The sequence below is a fragment of the Virgibacillus dokdonensis genome, from assembly GCF_900166595.1.
Taxonomy (GTDB): Bacteria; Bacillota; Bacilli; order Bacillales; family Amphibacillaceae; genus Virgibacillus; species Virgibacillus dokdonensis.
Genome location: NZ_LT745763.1, coordinates 490,277 through 511,441, shown reverse-complemented (window position 1 = coordinate 511,441; position 21,165 = coordinate 490,277). Strand labels below are relative to the sequence as shown.

At 37.0% G+C, this 21,165-nt stretch carries 15 protein-coding genes; 8 read left to right on the top strand and 7 right to left on the bottom strand.

The genetic code is table 11. The features are described 5' to 3' along the window. Window positions 1-1,605 carry a glutathione ABC transporter substrate-binding protein gene (locus B2C77_RS04145; RefSeq protein WP_077702526.1) on the bottom strand — a complete coding sequence of 535 codons (1,605 nt, stop codon included), beginning with the start codon at window positions 1,603-1,605 and terminating at the stop codon, window positions 1-3. Between the two features lie 276 nt (window positions 1,606-1,881). Between B2C77_RS04145 and B2C77_RS04140 the strand changes: the two genes are divergently transcribed. The 5 genes from B2C77_RS04140 (at window position 1,882) to B2C77_RS04120 (ending at window position 6,186) form a co-directional block, all read left to right on the top strand. Next, window positions 1,882-2,775: an ABC transporter permease gene (locus B2C77_RS04140; RefSeq protein WP_077702525.1), complete on the top strand. Its 894-nt coding sequence runs from the start codon at window positions 1,882-1,884 to the stop codon at window positions 2,773-2,775. Between the two features lie 15 nt (window positions 2,776-2,790). Next, a complete protein-coding gene (locus tag B2C77_RS04135; protein ID WP_077702524.1) occupies window positions 2,791-3,711 on the top strand; it encodes an ABC transporter permease in 921 nt (306 codons plus the stop codon). A 25-nt stretch (window positions 3,712-3,736) separates the two neighbouring features. Beyond that, a complete protein-coding gene (locus B2C77_RS04130; RefSeq protein ID WP_077702523.1) occupies window positions 3,737-4,768 on the top strand; it encodes an ABC transporter ATP-binding protein in 1,032 nt (343 codons plus the stop codon). Next, entirely contained in the window at window positions 4,737-5,747 is a 1,011-nt protein-coding gene (locus B2C77_RS04125; RefSeq protein WP_077702522.1) for an ABC transporter ATP-binding protein, read from the top strand. The genes B2C77_RS04130 and B2C77_RS04125 overlap by 32 nt, the downstream gene beginning before the upstream one ends. Window positions 5,748-5,994: 247 nt before the next feature. Beyond that, the gene (locus B2C77_RS04120; RefSeq protein ID WP_141130679.1) at window positions 5,995-6,186 is read left to right on the top strand and encodes a hypothetical protein; all 192 of its coding nucleotides are present in this window, start codon (window positions 5,995-5,997) and stop codon (window positions 6,184-6,186) included. Window positions 6,187-6,399: 213 nt separating this feature from the next. On the opposite strand, the gene B2C77_RS04115 is transcribed toward B2C77_RS04120, so the two are convergent. Both B2C77_RS04115 and B2C77_RS04110 read right to left on the bottom strand, forming a co-directional pair. Next, window positions 6,400-7,977, bottom strand: coding sequence for a glutathione ABC transporter substrate-binding protein (locus B2C77_RS04115; RefSeq protein ID WP_077702520.1), 1,578 nt, complete (start codon window positions 7,975-7,977; stop codon window positions 6,400-6,402). A gap of 335 nt (window positions 7,978-8,312) precedes the next feature. After that, window positions 8,313-8,945, bottom strand: coding sequence for a CPBP family intramembrane glutamic endopeptidase (locus tag B2C77_RS04110; protein WP_254843935.1), 633 nt, complete (start codon window positions 8,943-8,945; stop codon window positions 8,313-8,315). 502 nt (window positions 8,946-9,447) lie between these two features. Between B2C77_RS04110 and B2C77_RS04105 the strand changes: the two genes are divergently transcribed. After that, window positions 9,448-10,869, top strand: coding sequence for a carbon starvation CstA family protein (locus B2C77_RS04105; protein WP_077702519.1), 1,422 nt, complete (start codon window positions 9,448-9,450; stop codon window positions 10,867-10,869). A 385-nt stretch (window positions 10,870-11,254) separates the two neighbouring features. Here the strand turns inward: B2C77_RS04105 and B2C77_RS21960 are convergent, their stop codons facing one another. Continuing rightward, window positions 11,255-11,425 (bottom strand): DUF1801 domain-containing protein, encoded by a 171-nt coding sequence (locus B2C77_RS21960; RefSeq protein ID WP_254843934.1) that lies wholly within the window; start codon window positions 11,423-11,425, stop codon window positions 11,255-11,257. Window positions 11,426-11,625: 200 nt separating this feature from the next. Beyond that, window positions 11,626-12,201, bottom strand: a complete 576-nt coding sequence (locus tag B2C77_RS04095; RefSeq protein WP_077702518.1) for a TetR/AcrR family transcriptional regulator — start codon at window positions 12,199-12,201, stop codon at window positions 11,626-11,628. A gap of 623 nt (window positions 12,202-12,824) precedes the next feature. On the opposite strand from B2C77_RS04095, the gene B2C77_RS04090 reads away from it, so the two are divergent. Together B2C77_RS04090 and B2C77_RS04085 are read left to right on the top strand one after the other, a co-directional pair. Further along, a complete protein-coding gene (locus B2C77_RS04090) occupies window positions 12,825-14,768 on the top strand; it encodes an efflux RND transporter permease subunit (RefSeq protein WP_254844030.1) in 1,944 nt (647 codons plus the stop codon). Window positions 14,769-14,772: 4 nt separating this feature from the next. Further along, the gene (locus B2C77_RS04085; protein ID WP_077702517.1) at window positions 14,773-16,653 is read left to right on the top strand and encodes a hypothetical protein; all 1,881 of its coding nucleotides are present in this window, start codon (window positions 14,773-14,775) and stop codon (window positions 16,651-16,653) included. Window positions 16,654-16,768: 115 nt separating this feature from the next. Here the strand turns inward: B2C77_RS04085 and B2C77_RS04080 are convergent, their stop codons facing one another. Further along, window positions 16,769-18,250, bottom strand: a complete 1,482-nt coding sequence (locus B2C77_RS04080) for a glycine betaine uptake BCCT transporter (RefSeq protein ID WP_077702516.1) — start codon at window positions 18,248-18,250, stop codon at window positions 16,769-16,771. Between the two features lie 1,010 nt (window positions 18,251-19,260). After that, a complete protein-coding gene (locus B2C77_RS04070) occupies window positions 19,261-20,616 on the bottom strand; it encodes an alanine/glycine:cation symporter family protein (protein ID WP_077702514.1) in 1,356 nt (451 codons plus the stop codon). Window positions 20,617-21,165 lie beyond the last annotated feature (549 nt).

Sequence of the window (21,165 nt, the reverse complement as noted above, 5' to 3'; positions counted from 1 at the left end):
TTACTCTTCAATATACGCTTGTTTAATTTGGTAAATACCTTGGGCATCAACGCCAAAGCCTTTCACCTTATCACTTACACCGAGTAAGTACTCTTGGTGATGTGTATAAATCATCGGTGCTAAATCAACAAGCATTTCTTGTGCTTCAGAATATAGCTCTTTACGTACTTCAGGATCTGTTTCACGACGAGCTTCATCTAAAATCTTATCTAATTCTTCATTTTCTAAGAAAGAGCGATTACCAGTTTCCCCAAGTGCAGATGAATGGAATAATGGATACATACCATAGTCTGCATCTCCTGTACTTGTTGACCAACCAAGAACATACATATCATGTTCGCCATTAGCTGTTCTATCTAAAAATGCTCCCCATTCTAATTCTTCAATTTCAACCTCAACACCAATTTCTTTTAGTTGATTTTGAATCGTAACAGCTGTATCTACACGCTGTTCGTTATCATTCGTCCAAATCGTTGTTTTAAAACCATCTTCATAGCCAGCTTCCGCTAATAGCTCTTTTGCTTTTTCCACATCAAACTCTAAACCAGCGACATTTTCATCATACCCAAATACTGGTGGAGCTAATGGGCCTTTGGCTGGAATACCTACATTGTTGTATACACCGCTTATAATTTCTTCTTTATTGATTGCCATGGAAACAGCTTGACGAACTTTTTTATCATCAAAAGGTTCTTTTTGTGCGTTAAAACCTACATATGACAACGAAGTGCTTGGCTCCTGCACCACGCTCGCTCCATCCATGCCTTCAACACGAGATATATTATTTGGTCCTATTTGATCGGCTACATGAGCTACAGATGTCTCAAGTTCAGCTACTCTAGCACTCTGTTCAGTAACTACTTTAAATTTAGCAGTATCGAGTTTTGCCTTGTCGCCCCAATAATCATCGTTACGTGAGATAACAACCTCTTCCCCTGCTTTCCACTCATCTAATTTAAATGGACCAGTTCCGATAGGGTTTTTGTTGATATATGCATCGGCATCGCCTCCATCTTCCATTTGTGCATAATCTTCATCAATTATTTTCGGACTCATAATTGCTGTACCACTATGTGCTAAATTTGCTAACAGCGGTGCATATGGATATTTTAACTTAATCACTAATGTAAGATCATCTTTTGCTTCCACACTTTCCACTGCTTCAAATAAGAAAGCTCTCGGCGAAGCAATCTTTTCATCAACAAGACGATCAAAGTTCTTCTTTACAGCCTCTGCCGTCAATGCTTCTCCATCATGGAATTTCACACCTTCTTGCAATTGAAATTCCCAAGTGGTTTCATCTACTTCTTTCCATTCTTTTGCTAAGCTTGGTTGCGGTTCCTGATTTTCATCTAGGACAGTCAATGTTTCATAAATATTATCTGCAACTTGGCCAGATGGAATATCATTTGTACCATGTGGAGATAACGAAACGACATCAGATGGAAGAGCAATTACTAAATCGCCACCGCTTCCTGAATCTTCTTCTCCTGACCCTTCGCCTTCTGATTTACTTTCAGACTCCCCATCACCAGCACATGCTGCTAGGACAAATGTAAGCATGGCTAACAAGGATACGAGCCATAATAATTTTTTGTTCTTCATAATTATGAAGATACCCCCTGTCTCTAATTTTAAGTAAAAAGTTGTTAACATTTTTTAATATAAACGATTTTTTACGAAATAGCAAGAATATTTGAACGTGAAAATTCTAATTTAATACTATGAATTAAAAATATTTTTTCGATCTGTATTGAAAAATGCCTCGTTTAATTGTACTATAAATAGTATGACAATTTTCCCTATATACTGCGTAAATGTCCAACTAAATATCAGATTTTTATTAATAATGTTATATTTTGACGATAAGGGGGTAACTACATGAGTGCAGAACAAGTAAACAATGTAATGACACAAAAAACGGATCATCCTTTCATACGATCAATGAAAGACTTCTATAGTAAATTACGAAAAAATAAGAGTGCCTTAGTTGGAGGGTATTTAATTATTATTTTAGTCCTCATCGCTCTTATAGGACCGTACTTAACTTCCCAAGCTCCAGACGCAGTCGATTATGGTGTGAAGCTTCAAGGGCCTTCTGCTGAGCACTGGTTTGGAACCGATCATCATGGCAGAGATATTTTCACAAGAGTTATTCATGGATTAGGAATTACGATGGGTATAGGTATTTCAGCAACTATTTTGGGTGGAATTGTTGGTATTTTTCTTGGATTAATTTCAGGTTACTACGGCGGAAAATTAGATGCTATTATCATGCGAATGATGGACATTTTGCTAGCTTTCCCAGGAATTTTATTAGCTCTAGCGTTAATTAGTATTCTAGGAGCAAATTTGCGAAATGTAATTTTTGCTGTTGCCATTTTTGCAATTCCGACGTTTGCTCGAATTGTAAGAGGGTCAACATTGGCTACAAAAAAATTAGAATACATTGATTCCATGAAGGCACTAGGCGCATCTGATACGAGAATTATATTCAAACATATCTTACCAAATATTTTGTCGCCAATTATTGTACAAGCGAGTCTATTCATTGCTACAGCAGTACTATCTGCTAGTGGTCTGTCATTTTTAGGGATGGGGGCACAGCCACCATCACCAGAATTGGGTGCACTTTTAAGTGACGGCCGTGACTTTATGTGGGATGCAGGACATATTGCGTTGTTCCCAGGCTTGGTAATCATGTTAATCGTATTAGCCTTTAACATCTTTGGTGATGGTTTACGAGATGCGTTAGATCCAAAAATGAAAAAATAGGAAGTAGGTGCAACGATGTTTCAATTTATTGTACGGCGTTTATTACAGCTGATTCCTGTTTTAATAGGTGTAACTATTTTAGTGTTTTCCCTTATGCACCTATCTCCAGGAAACCCAGCACATATTATTGCTGGTGAAAGCGCGCCTCCAGATACAGTTGAACAAATTGAAGAACGATTAGGATTAAATGATCCGATACTGATTCAATATTTTAATTTTGTCAAAGATGCTGCTATGTTAGATTTCGGAAATTCTTGGAGAACAAGTTTACCAGTTAGTGAGGAACTATGGCCAAAATTTTGGGTTACTTTTGAATTAGCTGTTTACAGTACGCTGTTTAGTATATTTTTAGGACTAATTGCAGGTATTATTTCAGCGGTTAGAAAATATTCATTTGCGGATGTTTCTATTATGTTAATAGCATTATTCGGATTATCGATGCCTAACTTCTGGTTTGGCCTTATGTTAATGCAATGGTTCTCTATTAAACTCGGTTGGTTGCCGCCAACAGGGTGGGGGACGCCAGAGCAAATCGTGATGCCAGTCATTACACTAGGAACGATGGGAGCTGCCGTTATTGCTAGGATGACGCGTTCCAGCATGTTGGATGTAATTTCTCAAGATTATATTCGAACAGCGCGTGCCAAAGGCTTAGGTGAAAGAATCGTTATCTATCGCCACGCTTTAAAAAATGCATTAATACCAGTAGTAACAGTTGTAGGATTACAATTTGGTAGTTTACTAGCGGGAGCTGTTTTGACTGAATCTGTATTTGCTATTAATGGCATGGGGAAATTAATCATTGATCGTATATTGGCAAGGGATTTCCCTGTAGTACAAGCCGCCGTTTTAGTAATTGCTATCGTATTCGTATTTGTAAATTTAATTGTCGATATTTCTTACAAGTTCTTAAATAAACGGATTGACTTAGAATAGTAGATGTAGAAAAGAGGTGAACAGAATGAGTGAAGATATTATTTTAGATATAAAAGATTTACAGACATCTTTTTACCTAGATGATTTTGAAGTAAAAGCAGTGGATGGTGTTTCCTTTAAATTACCTAAAGGGAAAACAATAGGTATTGTTGGAGAATCAGGCTCTGGTAAAAGTATTACAGCACTATCAATATTAAGATTGCTTGATCATCCTGGTAAAGTAAAAGGTGGAGAGATTAACTTTAAAGGTAGAGATTTAACTACATTAACAGACAAGGAAATTCGTCAAATTCGGGGGAACGAAATTTCCATGATATTCCAAGAGCCGATGACTTCCTTAAATCCTGTTTATACCATTGGACAACAAATTCGTGAAACATTAAAGGTCCATCAGGGTCTGGGCAAAGAAAATGGAACAAAGAAAGCGATTGAATTATTAAAACTAGTTGGTATTCCTTCCCCAGATAAACGAGTGAAACAATATCCACACGAGCTATCTGGCGGGATGCGACAACGAGTTATGATCGCCATGGCGCTGGCTTGTAACCCAGATTTACTTATTGCAGATGAACCAACTACAGCATTAGATGTAACGATACAAGCACAAATTTTGGATCTTATTAATGACTTACAGGATCGCCTTGGTATGTCTGTCATTATGATTACCCACGACTTAGGTGTAGTAGCAGAGACGTGTGATTATGTAGCCGTTATGTACGGTGGTAAAGTAGTCGAATACCAAGATGTGAAGTCCTTGTTTAAAAATCCTAAACATCCCTATACAGTAGGGTTATTGAAGTCCATTCCTCGTCATGATACAGATGTGGATGAATTGGAGCCGATTAGAGGTAGCGTGCCAAGTCCAAAGGATATGCCAAAAGGCTGCCGTTTTGCACCAAGATGTCCGTTTGCCACTGAACTTTGTATGGAAGAACTCCCTTCCCTTGATCATGTAGAAGGAGAAAGTGAAGTTCGTTGTTGGATATATACTGATCGTTGGGATGGAGATGCGGAGGTGAAGGCACATGGCCCAAAAAGAGTTGCTCAAAGTAACTAATTTAAAACAATATTTCCCGATTAAAGGTGGTTTTCTAGGAAGAACCGTTAACCACGTTAAAGCAGTAGACGATGTTACATTTGAAATTTTCGAAGGGGAAACATTAAGTGTCGTCGGTGAATCAGGTTGTGGTAAATCTACGACTGGTCGTGCCATTCTACGCTTAGATGAACCTACAGCTGGAGAAATCGAATTTGATGGCGGAGACTTATTAGCGTTGAGCAAAAGCGACATGCGTAAAAAACGAAAAGACTTACAAGTAATTTTCCAGGATCCATACGCTTCATTAAACCCACGCCAAACCGTCGCGCAAATTTTAACAGAAGCAATGGCCATTCAAAATGTAATACCAAAAAAAGAGCGCAGAAAACGTGCGATTGAACTATTGGAAACAGTTGGGTTAAATGCGGGACAAATTGACCGATACCCACATGAGTTTTCTGGTGGGCAGCGTCAAAGAGTCGGGATTGCCCGTGCTCTATCAGTTAATCCGAAATTAATTATTTGTGATGAAGCTGTTTCTGCTTTAGATGTTTCCGTACAAGCACAAGTATTGAATCTATTAAAGAATTTACAACGTGAATTTAAATTAACCTTTTTATTTATTGCCCACGATCTCGGTGTAGTTCGACATATTTCGGATCGAATTATTGTCATGTATTTAGGGAAAATTGTAGAAATTGCTGACAAAAAGTCGTTATTTGATAATCCACAGCACCCTTATACGAAGTCATTATTATCAGCTATACCAACACCTGATCCAGAAGCTAAAAAAGAACGTATTATTCTAAAAGGGGATGTTCCGTCTCCAATAGATCCGCCAACTGGATGTCGCTTCCATACAAGATGTCCATTTGCTACCGATTTATGTAAAACAGAAGTTCCTGATTTACGCAACTTGGATCATATGAAAGAAGGGCACCGAGCTGCATGTCATCACATTGAAAAAATTGTAACTGGTGAAATGCAACCGACATAAAAATAGAAGCTAATGTTAACTAAAAAATCGATTAAAAGACAGTAAACCAAAATATCTAAGCTCCGTTTGAGCTTAGATATTTTTTTACATGTATACCTTCTTTTTTCTGCTCATCAGCATTTCTACCATCGCATTATTCTAGGTAATACATATAATATATAGTCCGTTTCCCCCTTCTTATTTTCTCTTTATGGGTGAGTTTTTGTAGGAAGAGTTTACGACATTTTATTTTAAAAACAGAAAAAGGGTGAGCAACTTGGAAAATACATTCGATATTTTAAATGAAGAAATACCTGTTTTAGACATTATTGCTGTCCTTTTAGTTGAAGATGACCCAATAACAGGGATAGTATTTGTGTTACTTTTAAAAATGGTCACTGACGATAAAATAATTAAAATATCCCTCATCTTATTAATAATCATTTTATCTCATGTGTAAATATCCTTAAAAATAGTATCCATAAAATGTACATTTTTCTTACACAATCGAGATTTTTATGGAAAACAGTCTAAAATCGGAACAAGAACTATCCGCTATGTCCACTGTTTTCTTTTATCATAATAGCTGAATTTCATTTAAAAACATATTTTGGTGGTAATTACTTCCTGTCTAGCATTAGAATGATAATATATTATGCACCCTCATTGATAATCAATAATTCATTGCCACATCTCGTAAAAATGGAAAACTGCTTGGGTATTGATAAAACCCCGCTACTTCTTCACGTAGACCAGCCAAGAGAACCGAATGGTATAAAGGAACAATTGTAGCTTCGTCCATGATTATTTGCTGCGCTTCTTTATAAAGTTGCAAGCGATCCTGTTCATTAGATGTTTGTCTTGCATTTTCTAATAACTCATCTACTCGTTCGTTGTTAAAAAAAGACCTATTGCCAGCAGAACCTGCATTCTGAGAATAAAACATTGGATATAAACCATAATCTGCATCAAGAGTCACTGTACCCCAGCTGCCGATAAACATATCAAAACTTCCATTTGCTGTTACTTCCAAATATGCTCCCACCTCAGCCATTTCAATATTCACATCAATACCTATTTTCTCAAGCTGCACTTGAATATATTCTGCTACATCAGAAGTCGTACGGTCATATGCTAAAATGGTTGCGCTAAAACCCTCTTCATAACCAGCTTCCTTCAATAACTCGCTTGCCTTATCAAGATTATAATCGATTGCTTCCAAGCTATCACTATAGCCAACAACTGTTGGTGCCAAAGGGCCATTTGCCACTAATGGTACTCCTGAAAACACGCCGTCTATCAGCTCTTGTTTATCAATTGCCATTGCTATCGCTTGTCTGACATTACTATCTTGAAAAGGTTCTTTATTATTATTCATACCTAGGTAAGACATACTTGCACTTTCTGTCTCATGAACAACTGTTTCTTCATTATTATTAATTTGTTCCATATCATTCGGATTAACAGGATAAATAATATCAGCTTCCCCAGTTCGTAGCTCAGCAATTCGGGCTGCATCTTCTGGAACTGTCTTAAAGGTCACTTGATCAACTTTTGCTCTTTTCCCCCAGTAAGCATCATTCTTCACAAGTGATACATACTCCCCATTTACTCGCTCATCATACTTAAAGTACCCTGTACCCACTGGATTCTCATTAATATACGTAAATGGATCTCCTCCATCTTCCATTTGTTGATAATCTTTTTCTATTGCATCTAAACTGATAATATGTCCGCCTGGATGAGCTAAGTGTGATGGTAACGCAGCAAAAGGGAATTTCGTTTCAATATGCACGGTAAAATCATCCACTACGCTCACAGAATCAATCATATCAAATAAAAACGCTAATGGTGAACCTACATCTGGATCACGAACCCTATCCAAATTCGCCTTTACAACTTCTGCATTCAATTCACTACCATCATGAAATGTAACATCTTTTCTAAGCTTAGCTTCCCAAACTAGTTCATCTACCTGTTCCAAACTTTCAGCTAAGGCAGGTTCTATTTCCAACTCTTTATTCATAGCAACAAGTGTATCATACATAGCATTCATCACATATAGCGATGTACCATCGTTAGCTGCATGCGGATCAAGTGAAACAGGATCTGCAGACAGGTTGACGGTTAAACGCTTCTTGCTTTCATTTTGTTCGGATGTTCCTTCTTCCTCACCACTTTCTCCTCCCGCACATGCTACTAATGAAAATAGAATAATTACAGTTAAAAAAGCAAATAATGTTCTTTTCATGATGTATCCTCCTCAATCGTATTGTTATATTATTATCACAAAAAAATTAACATTTCAATAATTATGTTTAAAATCTCCTTTTGCATATTTTCTGCTAAGATAAAACACACATTTACCTTCATAAACCCAGTTAAATACTAACGAACAACTGTATGATCGTTTTCGGATAGATTGTCCTTGCTTGTTACTTTTATTTTTTAAGCTAGTTTATAGAGCCAACGCCATAAAACGACAGCGGTTTTGGTCAAGTTTGACTTTGGTATGCCAAGTTTTTCTAATGGCACTTACCATTCAGTTCGAAAAATCGCATACTAAAGAAGCCTCACTTTATTAGTTCACAGAAGATAAGGTAAGAAAGCAAATAGATCAAAGAGAATATGAGCCATCCAAGCCACAAGAATAGAATTTGTCTTTTTAAATAGATAGTTTAAAATTAAGCGGCTCGGAGTAATGAGGATTAAAATTTGTAAAAGATTGAAGTTATAAGCAGCAAGGTGCCAAACGGAAAATAGAAGCGCACTTAATAGCGAAGCTTGCCAAAACTTCCACCCCCATTTTTTCCATATACCATATAAAAGTGGAATAGAAAGTAGTTCTTCCCCCATTAATAAGAACGGAACATGGATGATGAAGTAATTCCAAGATAAAACACTTGTGACAGTATTTTGTTCAATTGAATCGTTTACTAGAAATGTATATAAGTTACCGAGAACTACTCCAGTAATTATCATTAAAACAGAACCCAAAATCACCCATTTCAAACTAAAATGTTTAAACCAGTCTATAAATTCTCCTCTCAAAACAACATATGCTAATATACCACCCAGAAAAGCATTGAAAATAGTCGATACGACTTCAAGTGTTGGGTTCATTGTAAAAAACACAGGGATTAACTGATAACATAAACCAATGAATATAGTTCCTAAAACTAAAACTGTTCCTTGATTAATTGATTTTTCCAAAGTCACTAGACCAGACTCCTTTTTCTTTTGCCTTTTAGCCTGTTGTAGATGAAACTATAAAAAGCAACAGTTATTTTTTATAACTTAGTTGCCTTCATAGATACTTTTCAAATTATTAACCATTTCAACCTAAAGTATTCACAGTGAAACGATTTGTGTATTGTTAGGTTTACTGAAAATTATTTTGTTCTCAAAGGAGGATACATATACTCAATTGCACTTTCGTTGAGATTTCATTCATATCAAGTGAATGTGTCCTTTTTTGTACTATCGGAAAATATAAAAGTTTAAAGATGTATAGTATAAGAAAAACGACAGCGTATTCTCGTCATAATGCTAGGCGACAAGCCACGTTTTCTAAATATCTACTTGACTAACATTTTATTTAAGTAAATCACGTGATGTTATAGTCGAATATTGTCGCAAAATACTTTCATCTTTCCTTATAAATAGGTATACTAGTATTGGGTAAACGCTTTCAACAAGATGATATCAAAGGGGGATATACATGATTACATTTATTTTATCTATTATTTTACTAATTGTAGCTTATTTTACGTATGGCAAATTTATTGATAAGTTATTTGGGCCGAATAACGAAAAGAGTACACCTGCCTACGCTAAGCATGATGGCGTAGACTATGTCCCAATGAATAAGCATAAAAATGCAATGATTCAATTGCTTAATATTGCTGGTACTGGTCCCATCTTCGGACCTATTATGGGTGCTTTATTTGGACCCGTTGCTTTTCTCTGGATTGTACTTGGATCGATTTTTGCTGGGGCAGTTCATGATTATTTAACAGGGATGATTTCTATACGAAACAAAGGGGCACATATTCCTGAATTAGCGGGGAGATTTTTAGGCAAAGCGTCAAGACATATTGTAAACGCCTTTTCTCTATTATTGTTAATTTTAGTTGGAACCGTTTTCGTTACTACGCCAGCGTCACTTATTGATATATTGCTAGATGAAAAGATTGCCTTTTCTATTATTTTAGGAGCCATCTTCCTTTATTTCTTTCTATCCACGATATTGCCAATTGATAAAATAATTGGTCGAATATATCCAATACTAGGCGCTATTCTCTTATTTGGAACAATAGCGATTGGAATTTCGTTATTATTCTCAGATTATAAAATACCAGAGTTACACCTTACCAATATGCATCCGGATAACTTACCAGTAATTCCATTGTTATTCTTTACGATTACTTGTGGTGCATTATCTGGTTTTCACGCGACACAATCACCGATTATCTCGAGAACAACACAAAAGGAATCGCAAGGACGTTATATTTATTATGGCATGATGATTGCTGAGGCTATCATTGCAATGATCTGGGCAGCTGCTGCTATGAGCCTTTTTGATGGACAAACCTTAAGCGGCATCATTGCAGAAGGTACTGCATCTGCTGCAGTAAATGAAATCGCGATCACATTGCTAGGTGCAGTTGCAGGAACAATTGCTGTACTTGGAGCAATTGTTTTACCAATTACCTCCGGAGACACTGCATTTCGTGCCGCACGCTCCATTATTGCAGATTATTTAAATATCGGACAGAAAAAAGTGTTTAACCGGTTGTCCATTGCTATTCCTTTATTCGTTATTTCATATATTTTAACGAAAATCGATTTTAATATTTTATGGCGTTATTTTTCATGGGCTAACCAAGCAACGGCCGTAATCGCTTTATGGATAGCTACGATGTATTTATTTATGAAAGAAAAAAATTACTTCGTATCGATGGTGCCAGCTATTTTCATGAGTTATATGGTGTTTGTGTATATTTTAAATGCGCAAATCGGTTTCCGACTTGATTTGAATGTTTCCTTTATCGTCGGTGCTGTGTTAACTATTATTCTTACTTTCCTATTCTTTAAAAAAGCAAAAACGAACAAAGCAAATCAATTGAAAGTAGATATGTAAATCTTGAAGCGTGCTGATAAAAGTTAGTTTTCATATTGGCACGCTTATGTTTTTCTAATTTTGGATGAGACTACAAGCCTTTCTCGTTCTTATTGCCAATTTTACATTTGACTAATTCCTTCATACAATTGAATCTAGTCCGCTACGGACATTTTCGAAACAAGCTCACCAATTACTGATAGGGAGTTTTTTTAGGTTTGGTAAATCGAATACAGCTTTTCCTCCCTATATTTAATTTTGTATTCATATAATTGGGGTACTCGCCTTTAAACCACGTTAACCATTTTTGATCTGCATAAATTCCCATATGGTATACAGCCAAATGATTTTTTTGTGCTGCAATATTAATAAATGTATGGGTGTGTTTTTTTTGCAATGATAGCCGTCAGGGTAAATAGATAGAGGTAACTACATAGGATGGCATACCATACTGCATTACTAACTCAAATCCATCAGGGATCTTTTGGTCAATTGTTTTTTTCAATTCTACAAAAGCGTCTTTCCATCTATCTTCTACATTATTTATATAATTGCTAACTTCATTTGTGTGATGCATTGTCTTTCACCCTTCGTTATTACTATCCATTTCAGTGAAGCTAAAAAAGTACTTTACTTCTTTGAAACGCGAACTTTAATATAGATTAAATAGATACGAAACCATCGCAATAGCTAGTATAAAATGCGATGGTTTGGTTGCTTTCAATCATTAACTTTTACAATACGTCATTTCGTTCATAATTATTTTTTCACTTCTGTTCATCCACTTCCTTCTACCCCTCTGATTCCATTATTAGCAATGTTATTAATAATTTCAGCAATCTGCTGGGGCGGTTTATCCATGTTATTCACTAACCAATTTTTTATTACATGAATACTACCACTAACGATGAAGGTACTAATATATTCTGATTTGGATTTTCCAATTTTATTTTCGTCCAACCAATTTTTTATTAGGAAGTTTCTTGCCACATTCATTAATTTGCTTTCAAACGATGTATTCTCACTTTCATTCAGAAGTGTATGACAAATGCAATATTTTGTAGCGACATACTCTAATAACTTCTCCGTCGTTTGCAATGCTTGTTTTCTTTCAGCAAAATTTTGTTGGCTTAAATAAGAATTCAAACCTTTTATAATTTCTTCTTCTATATTCATCAATAAATCATATGGATCTTTGTAATGCGCATAAAAAGTAGAACGATTAACATCTGCATGCTTACAAAGTTCCTTTACTGTAATTGCTGAAAGATGCTTTGTTTTTAACAATGTAATTAAGCTATCCTTCAACACCATTCTTGTATACTTTATTCGACGGTCCACTTTTTCAATCATATAACGCCACACTTTCTTTTAAAAATACTTTGCTTTTCGTTAAGTTTGATGCTGCATGTTTAATTATACTATAAACCCTAAAACCTTATATATCGTGCAAAAATTTACGACTCACTTGAGAACAAAGCGCGGGCATCCGTTTAGCAGTAGATAATGGAACGAATCAAAGGAGATAAAGAAATGGCGCGAACCGATCATAGGACAATGGCATAACGTCGCCTCGTTGGTGAGTGATGGAGTCGGACTGGATGCCCAATTATTACCATGTATACCAACCCCCACTTCATACTCACCTATACCATTAGACATACTTGTCCTTTTGTCAATTTTGATTATGATACAACGCTGCCATTTTGCTTATGCGCTAAAGCGTAAAAGTTTTCTGCTTTCCTATAGTGAAAAAATGATGGATTTACCGCACAATTTAGTAAACTATTTGTTGTTTATCCAACAAAGTGTATAATATAATAATAGAGGCTTTCAATTATATACGCAAGGGATGGTGGACACCGATTGATTGGATAACAAAAATTATCAGACATAAAAAAGCCGTCGTTATTACGTTTATCACACTAGCTATCATTAGTGCACTTGCACAATTTGCGGTTTCCATAAATTATAGTATGGTTGATTATCTTCCAAAGGACTCCCCATCAACCATTGCCATGGAAACGATGGAGGAAGAATTTGATGGTGCTGTAGCTAATACACGCGTCATGATAAAAGATATAGAAATTCAAGAAGCCTTAGAATTCAAGCAAGATCTAAAAGCAATAGATGGCGTTTCTGAAGTTACATGGCTAGATGATGCAATTGATACGAAAACACCGATTGAAATGGCGGATAAAGATACGGTTGATTCCTATTATAGAAATGGAAATGCGTTATTTTCTTTCCATATTGCAGAAGGGAAAGAAGTGGAAACGACCGATGAAATCTATGAATTAATTGGGAAAAAGAACTCTATGGCTGGTGAAGCACTAGATACAGCAACCTCCCAAAAAATGACGGGGAAAGAAACAATGTATGCAGCTGCATTACTCATACCAATTATTATCATTATTCTTATTCTATCGACGAGATCATGGGCAGAACCTGTTTTTTTCCTAACTGCCATCGGCATTTCTGTCATTATTAACTTAGGAACCAATATATTTATCGGCGAAATATCATTTATCACCCAATCCGTTGCTCCTATATTGCAGTTAGCGGTTTCGCTTGATTATGCGATATTTTTACTGCATAGTTTTGGGGATTATCGCAAACAAACAGACACACCAGCAGAAGCCATGCAGATGGCGATGAAACGCTCGTTTCCAGCAATTGCAGCGAGTGCTTCCACCACATTTTTTGGCTTTATCGCCTTAACCTTTATGGACTTCGAAATTGGAGCAGATCTAGGACTTAATTTGGTGAAAGGAATTGCCCTTAGCTTTATTAGTGTCATGGTATTTCTACCTGCTTTAACGTTGATGTTCTACCATTGGATTGATAAAACCGAGCACAAACAATTACTACCAAGTATACGAAACGTTGGAAAAACATTAAATAAACTTCGTGTACCAGCACTAATTGTTTTATTAATCTTCATGGTGCCAGCCTTCTTAGGTCAAAGCCAAACCAATTTTTTATATGGCATTGGCGAACAACCCGAAGCGTCAAGAGCATATAACGACGAAGTAGCCATTGAAGAAGTGTTTGGAAAACATACACCGATGGTTTTACTACTTCCAAAAGGCGATATCGCAAAAGAAAAGCATTTCGTGCAAGAATTGAAAAATTTTCCAGAGGTAAAAAGTACTGTATCCTATGTGGATGCTATTGGTCCCGCAATACCTCCTAACTACTTAGATGAATCCGTAACAGCGCCATTCTTTTCTGAGAATTACAGTCGAGTCATCGTTAATACGACGGTAGATACGGAAGGTGAGGCAACGTTTGCTTTTATTGATGAAATTCAATTGCTTACCTCGAATTACTATGAAGACAATTACCACATATTAGGGGAAAGCGTCACCTTATATGATATGAAGCATGTAGTTGAAAAGGATAATACGGTGGTTAACCTGTTAACTGTAATAGCCATTGCTACTGTGTTACTCATTACTTTCCGGTCACTCTCTTTTCCGGTTGTTTTATTAGTCACGATACAATCAGCTGTCTGGATCAATTTATCAATTCCATATTTCACAAATACGCCACTCGTTTATGTAGGATATTTGATTATCAGTACCGTACAACTGGCAGCGACAGTGGACTATGCCATTCTTTTAACAGAAGCGTATAAAGAAAATCGCAAAGAAATGCATGCATTACCAGCCATTAAGAAAACAATAGATGAGAAAATATTTTCCATCGGCGTATCCGCTTCAATTCTATCCAGTGTAGGATTTATTCTATGGCTGACCTCGTCCAACCAAATTGTTGCTTCTATCGGACTTTTATTAGGTAGAGGTGCGTTGCTCGCATTTATCATGGTCGTGTTAGTATTACCTGCACTGCTAAGCCTACTAGACCGCGTTATTGAAAAAACAACATGGAAAGCAAACTTTTACAAAGGGGAGTGATACGATGCGCCTATTAGCAAATATTTATGGTAAAACCCGTAGCTTGACTTCTACCTTTCCGATAGTGAAGAAAATAAGTCTACTGCTGTTCATTTTTATGCTCGTAGTGGCGTTTCTTCCTTCTGCCGTTTTAGCAAATGATGATCCAGCAGAAAAAGAATCAAAAAATTCTACAGACAAAGGCGAATACAAAACAAAAGATGAAGTCATTTACGGTAATATGCGCGCCAATGGGCAAATGAAAGAAATGTATGTTGTCAATACATTTCAAGTAACGAAGCCCGGAAAAATAATTGATTATGGAGCGTACAGTTCTGTCCGAAACTTAACAAACTTACTAGATATAGAAAAAAACGGAAACAAAATCCAATTTCAAGCCGAGGAAGAGAAGGAATTTTATTACCAAGGAAATATGCCAAACAAACCACTTCCTTGGGATATTTCGATTACCTATATTCTGGATGGTAAGGAAATACAAACCGAGGAATTAGCAGGTAAAAGTGGTGCGCTAGAAATACAAATTTCCACTTCCAGGAATGAGGACGTAGATCCAAAGTTTTTTAACAATTATTTGTTACAAATTGCCGTAACGCTAGATCCAACAAAGTTTGATAATATTCAAGCTCCAGAAGGAACAAAAGCAAATGCAGGTCAAAATAAACAAGTCAATTTTACCGTGATGCCAGAACAAGAAGAAGATTTTATTATTTCAACCGACGTGTCAGAGTTTGAAATGGATCCAATCGAAATAAATGCAGCTCCCTATTCCATGTCCATCGAGAGTCCTGATACAAGTGGCGTAACTGGAGAAATGCAGGAGCTAGCAAATGCAATAAGTGACATACATGCAGGTGTTGGTGATTTAAAAACAGGCGTATCGGAACTAAATAAAGGTGCACAAGGAATTCGTGATGGTTCCACAGAATACAAAAACGGCATAAATGAATTAAACCAGTCATCTGGTGAATTAGTAAGCGGATCTGCGTCTATTAAAGAGGCATTACACACCATGAACCAAACGGTACAACAAAGTACGAGTAATATAGATCTCAGCTCCATTCAAGCGTTACCAGCCCATTTACGAGAAATTGCAAATGGATTGGAAGAATCAACAAAAGCTACGGATGGTCTGAAACAGAATTATTATCAAGCAAAAGGTCAATTAGATAAAGCAATGCATGCCATTCCGTCCGATGCAATTACCGAAGCGCAAATAAAAGAATTAAAAAATAGTAACGCCGACCAAGAAGTTATTGAACAATTAGTAAATACGTATCGGGCAGCAAACATCGCTAAAGAAACCTATAACCAAGTAACAGGTGCATTCGACGGCGTAACTGTAGCATTGGAACAATCCTCTAGCGCAACAACGGAGATGGCAAAAAACTTAAGGCAAATGGCTAAGGAGATGGAGCAAACATTGAATTCCATGAATCAACTGGACATGATGGACCAAATTCAAGAAGGGTTTGCAACATTTAATGATGAATACGAAACATTTCATAATGGATTAGTGGACTATACAGATGGTGTAGAAGAATTAGCTACTTCCTATCAAGATTTGGATGCAGGTATACAAGAGTTAGCAAAGGGAACAGCAGGCACAAGTAATGGCATCAGTGATTTATATACAGGTACAAAAGAGCTACGAGAAGCTACGAGTAATTTACCAGGTCAAATCGAACAAGAAACCGAAGAAATGATGGAAGAATATGATAACTCCGACTACAAACCAATCTCTTTCATTTCCGACAAAAATGAACAAGTAGAAGTCGTACAGTTTGTCCTGCAAACAGAAAGCATTGAAATCCCTGAGCAAGAAGAACCTGAACAAACAGAAGAAGAAAAAGGCATCTGGGAACGCTTTTTAGATTTGTTCCGATAAAGTGAGGAATAGCCTGCTTGTTTTATGACTACAAGCAGGCTTATTCTACTATATTTAATAAATGAAACGTTGGGATTACCATGGTGATAGTGAAGGTTTTTAGAATAAAATTTTTCTACTGATTTCTGCCTTTGTCTTTTTTCAGTGCTTTATAAAAAGAAACAATCATCAATAGCATAATAAACGAAAATGGCAAGGCGGCGGAAATAAGTGCATTCTGCAATGCTTGTAAACCACCCGTATATAACAATACAGCAGCTATAGAGGATTGTGCAATTCCCCAAGCAAACTTTACCGCTGTCGGTGGTGTCATCGATCCATTCGTTGTCTGCATCGCTAAAACAAAGGTTGCGGAATCAGCAGACGTAATAAAAAAGGTACTAATAAGCAAAATGCCAAGTAATGACAAAATAATACTTAATGGCATTTGGTCAAACAACCCAAATAAAGCTTGTTCATCCGGAAGTGCTGCTATATTAGCACCCTTATTCTGTGCATCCATCCCTGAGACACCAAATGCTGAAAACCAAAGAAAGCCGACTACTGACGGTACAATTAACACACCTGACACAAACTCTCTAATGGTTCGCCCTCTAGATACTCTAGCAATAAAGATTCCAACAAATGGTGCCCATGCAATCCACCATGCCCAAAAAAATACCGTCCAGTTCATAACCCATGCTCGCTCTTCTTCATTATGCGGAGATAGACGAAAGCTTTCAGAAGGCAATTGCTGCATATATAAGCCTATCGTGTCTGTAAAAGAATTAAAGATATATAAAGTCGGTCCAAGAATTAAAGTTGCCAAAAACAACGCTGCTCCCAATCCCATATTCGCATTACTTAAGTAACGAATCCCTTTACTTAAGCCTGTATATGTAGATATCATAAATAAAACAGTCACAATCAAAATAATAATAAATTGTACCGAAAACACAATCGGTATATCAAACAAATAAGCAATACCACCGTTAATTTGCGTAGCACCAAACCCAAGTGTCGTTGCTACTCCCACAACAGTCGCAAAAACAGCAATTACGTCAACCGCTTTCCCTAAAGGCCCTGTCATTTTATCACCAAACAACGATTCCAGTGACGAACTTACTAAACCTGGCTTTTCATGACGAAACATAAAGTAAGCGAGCACTAATCCAATTAATGCATAAATCGCCCATGCATGAATACCATAGTGAAAAAAAGTCACACGTAGCGCATCTTCAAAAGCCTCTCTAGTACCAGGCTCTGCCATCGGAGGAGTTTTCATATAATGAGAAACAGGTGAGGCAACACCATAAAACACAAGCCCAATCCCCATTCCCGCACTAAAAAGCATGGCGAACCAAGATAGATAACCGAATTCCGGTTTTTCACCAACTTTACCAAGCGTTATTTTTCCATACTTGCTAAATACAAGGTAAACGCAAAACACCACAAACAGTGTTACAATTAATAAATAATACCAGCCAAAATGATTCGATATAAAGCGCATAACCAAGCTTGAAATTTTTTCAAACTTATCTGGCAGGACTGCTCCCAATACAGACAACGCAGCAGTAATGGCTAATGTAACCCAAAAGACAATCGTTACTTTTTTCATAAGCTAAGACCTCCTAACGAAAATCATGCATGCACTATACATTAGTTTTTCTTACCTGCATCGTTCTATACTTCGCGATCCTTTCTTTGCCTTCTATTTAGGAGAGCTGCCTTTTTAGCTACTTTAATCAAAGCGAATACTTTTAAGCTCTCCATTCCTAGCCATAAACTTCAAGCCAAACCAATAAATAGTAGAATTATAATACGCGCTACTGCTTTTTTATTGATTTAAGGTGTAGCCACTCGTGGATAATTGTGAACTTCAGCGACTTCATGGTGAACCTCGAATAACTATCTTGTGAACTTCAGCGAATTCCCATAAAACTCAAGAGAAACTATGCTGAACTTCAGCGATTTTACAAAATTATACATTCCTATAGTGGAATAATAGTGGTCGGAGTGGGGGCGAGCGAGTTGCTGATGAGCATGAGCGAGTTTTGCGCGACGGCGAGCGATTTACTGACAAGCATGAGCGAGTTTTGCGCGACGGCGAGCGTATTACTGACGAGCATGAGCGAGTTTGCGCGAGGGCGAGCGATTTACTGACGAGCATGAGCGAGTTTTGCGCGACGGCGAGCGTATTACTGACGAGCATGAGCGAGTTTTGCGCGACGGCGAGCGTATTACTGACGAGCATGAGCGAGTTTGCGCGACGGCGAGCGATTTATTGACGAACATGAGCGAATTTCGCGCGAGGGCGAGCGAGTTTTTGACGAACTGGAGCGAGTTCCGCACTAGGACAAGCAATTTTCTGACGAGCATGAATTCATTCCGCTTAGAAGGTAATTTTCTCCCTTTTGCTTTAAACTCCAAAAAATGGATTAAGCACATTAGAAAAACTTGGCTTGTCGCCAAGTCTTATGGCGAATGGCATAGTTTTTCTTATACTATAACCCTTAAAACTTTTATACTTTCCTATAGTGTAAAAAAATTGCACTTTGTTGTTAGACCTCTATCTAACAACAAAGTGCAATGTAACTTGTATGCAATAACTTTTTGGTAGATAAGCCCCTACGAAGCTACTTTCTGCTTTTCCTCTTTGGCTTTTTTCTGGAAACGTTTGGTTTCATAAATAATTACCCCTGATAATCCGAGTAAACCAATTAAGTTGGGCGCAGCCATTAAGCCATTCAGTACATCGGCGAGCATCCATACTACATCAAGGGTAGCGGTGGCGCCAACAAAAATGAAAAGAACGAAAACCGTACGATAAGCTCTTACTGCCATAGGATTTTTGAATAAGTATTGGAAGCATTTTTCTCCATAATATCCCCATCCCAAAATTGTCGAAGTGGCAAAAAACAGTAACCCAATTGTAATAATATATGGACCTGCTCCACCAAGTAAAGTCTCAAAAGCTGTAGACGTCAACACACCTGCTTCGATGGAACCATCTCGCCAATTACCAGACATAACAATAGTAATTCCAGTAATTGAACAAACGATAAATGTATCAATAAGAACTTGCGTCATCGAAACGAGCGCTTGTCTGCCAGGTAAGTCCGTTTTAGCTGCTGCAGCAGCTATAGGAGCAGACCCTAAACCTGCTTCATTGGAAAACAAACCGCGGGCAATTCCAAATCGTATCGCTGCACCAATAGCTCCCCCCGTTGCAGCCTCGCCTGTAAACGCAAATGTAAAAATCGTTCCAAGTGCTTCTGGTACAAGATTAATATTCATTATCATAACTATAATTCCAGCAAGAATATAAAACAATGCCATAATAGGCACAAAAAATGCAGTTACTCGTCCAATCCATTTAATACCACCTAAAATAACCATACCAGCAAAGATAACTAGCACAATACCAGTGACCCAAAACGGAACAGAAAATGTATCATGCATTAAATCTGCAATAGCTTTAGACTGTGTTCCATTACCAATCCCAAAAGCTGCAAGAGAACCAAATACTGCAAATAGAACACCGAGCCATTTCTGTTTTAATCCGTGTTCCAAATAATACATTGGACCACCAGCCATATTTCCATTCGCATCTTTCACACGATACTTTACAGCTAAAATTGCCTCACCATACTTCGTCGCCATGCCAAAAAATCCAGCTAACCACATCCAAAAAATAGCACCAGGACCACCCATCACAACCGCCGTGGCTACTCCAACAATATTACCAGTACCAACTGTTGCAGCCGAAGCAGTCATTAACGCCTGAAAGTGGGAAATATCACCCTCTGAATCTTTATCCTGATTTCTGGAAAAAGCAAGCTTTAGCGCATAAGGTAACGAACGCACCTGCAAAGCACCAAGTCTAATTGTTAAATAAATTCCAGTACCTACTAGTAGTACAAGTAATGGTATTCCCCATACAATACTGCTCATCTGACTTAAAAATTCTTCAATTTGCACCATAAGCATCCTCCTTCTTTTTATTTGTACTATGAAACAAGCAAACGCATCCAAAGACATGTACTTTTTACCTATTATTCTAAGTAAACCGAAAATTCAGGATGATGTCAAGATTGACTTTTTGTGAAATGTTATTATTTTAGACAAGCTTCTACTATAAATCGTAAAATTCCACACTTATTATAGCGAAAAAAAGCTCTCTTTTTCTTAGAAAGACACGATTATCACCAAAAATATCCATACATAGTTGTAGTTGATCGTAACTATTTTTATCCTTTCTTTTAGTGCAAGCTAACTAAAATTTAGTTAAAAAATACACCCCTTATAGAAAAGCTCCATTTAATTTTTCTTTTACTTTATTTTTAACCATTTATTCGTTTCCCACTGGCTGCTTAAATACTTTTCAGACTCTCCTGTATTTGCGTTTAAAATCAATGGTTTAGAGACATAGTTGAAAACTATATCAATCTTCCATAAAGGTAGATACACCAACGAATAATTTAACAATTTTATGTTTAGGTTCCTTCAAAATATAAGAACGATTTATTTGCG

Coding starts and splice junctions, on each gene's coding strand:
- B2C77_RS04115 (WP_077702520.1), bottom strand. CDS start 7,977: ATGAAAAGAACATTATTTGCTTTTTTAACTGTAATTATTCTATTTTCA.
- B2C77_RS04125 (WP_077702522.1), top strand. CDS start 4,737: ATGGCCCAAAAAGAGTTGCTCAAAGTAACTAATTTAAAACAATATTTC.
- B2C77_RS04140 (WP_077702525.1), top strand. CDS start 1,882: ATGAGTGCAGAACAAGTAAACAATGTAATGACACAAAAAACGGATCAT.
- B2C77_RS04090 (WP_254844030.1), top strand. CDS start 12,825: ATGGTTGATTATCTTCCAAAGGACTCCCCATCAACCATTGCCATGGAA.
- B2C77_RS04135 (WP_077702524.1), top strand. CDS start 2,791: ATGTTTCAATTTATTGTACGGCGTTTATTACAGCTGATTCCTGTTTTA.
- B2C77_RS04145 (WP_077702526.1), bottom strand. CDS start 1,605: ATGAAGAACAAAAAATTATTATGGCTCGTATCCTTGTTAGCCATGCTT.
- B2C77_RS04070 (WP_077702514.1), bottom strand. CDS start 20,616: ATGGTGCAAATTGAAGAATTTTTAAGTCAGATGAGCAGTATTGTATGG.
- B2C77_RS04080 (WP_077702516.1), bottom strand. CDS start 18,250: ATGAAAAAAGTAACGATTGTCTTTTGGGTTACATTAGCCATTACTGCT.
- B2C77_RS04105 (WP_077702519.1), top strand. CDS start 9,448: ATGATTACATTTATTTTATCTATTATTTTACTAATTGTAGCTTATTTT.
- B2C77_RS04085 (WP_077702517.1), top strand. CDS start 14,773: ATGCGCCTATTAGCAAATATTTATGGTAAAACCCGTAGCTTGACTTCT.
- B2C77_RS04130 (WP_077702523.1), top strand. CDS start 3,737: ATGAGTGAAGATATTATTTTAGATATAAAAGATTTACAGACATCTTTT.
- B2C77_RS04095 (WP_077702518.1), bottom strand. CDS start 12,201: ATGATTGAAAAAGTGGACCGTCGAATAAAGTATACAAGAATGGTGTTG.
- B2C77_RS21960 (WP_254843934.1), bottom strand. CDS start 11,425: ATGCATCACACAAATGAAGTTAGCAATTATATAAATAATGTAGAAGAT.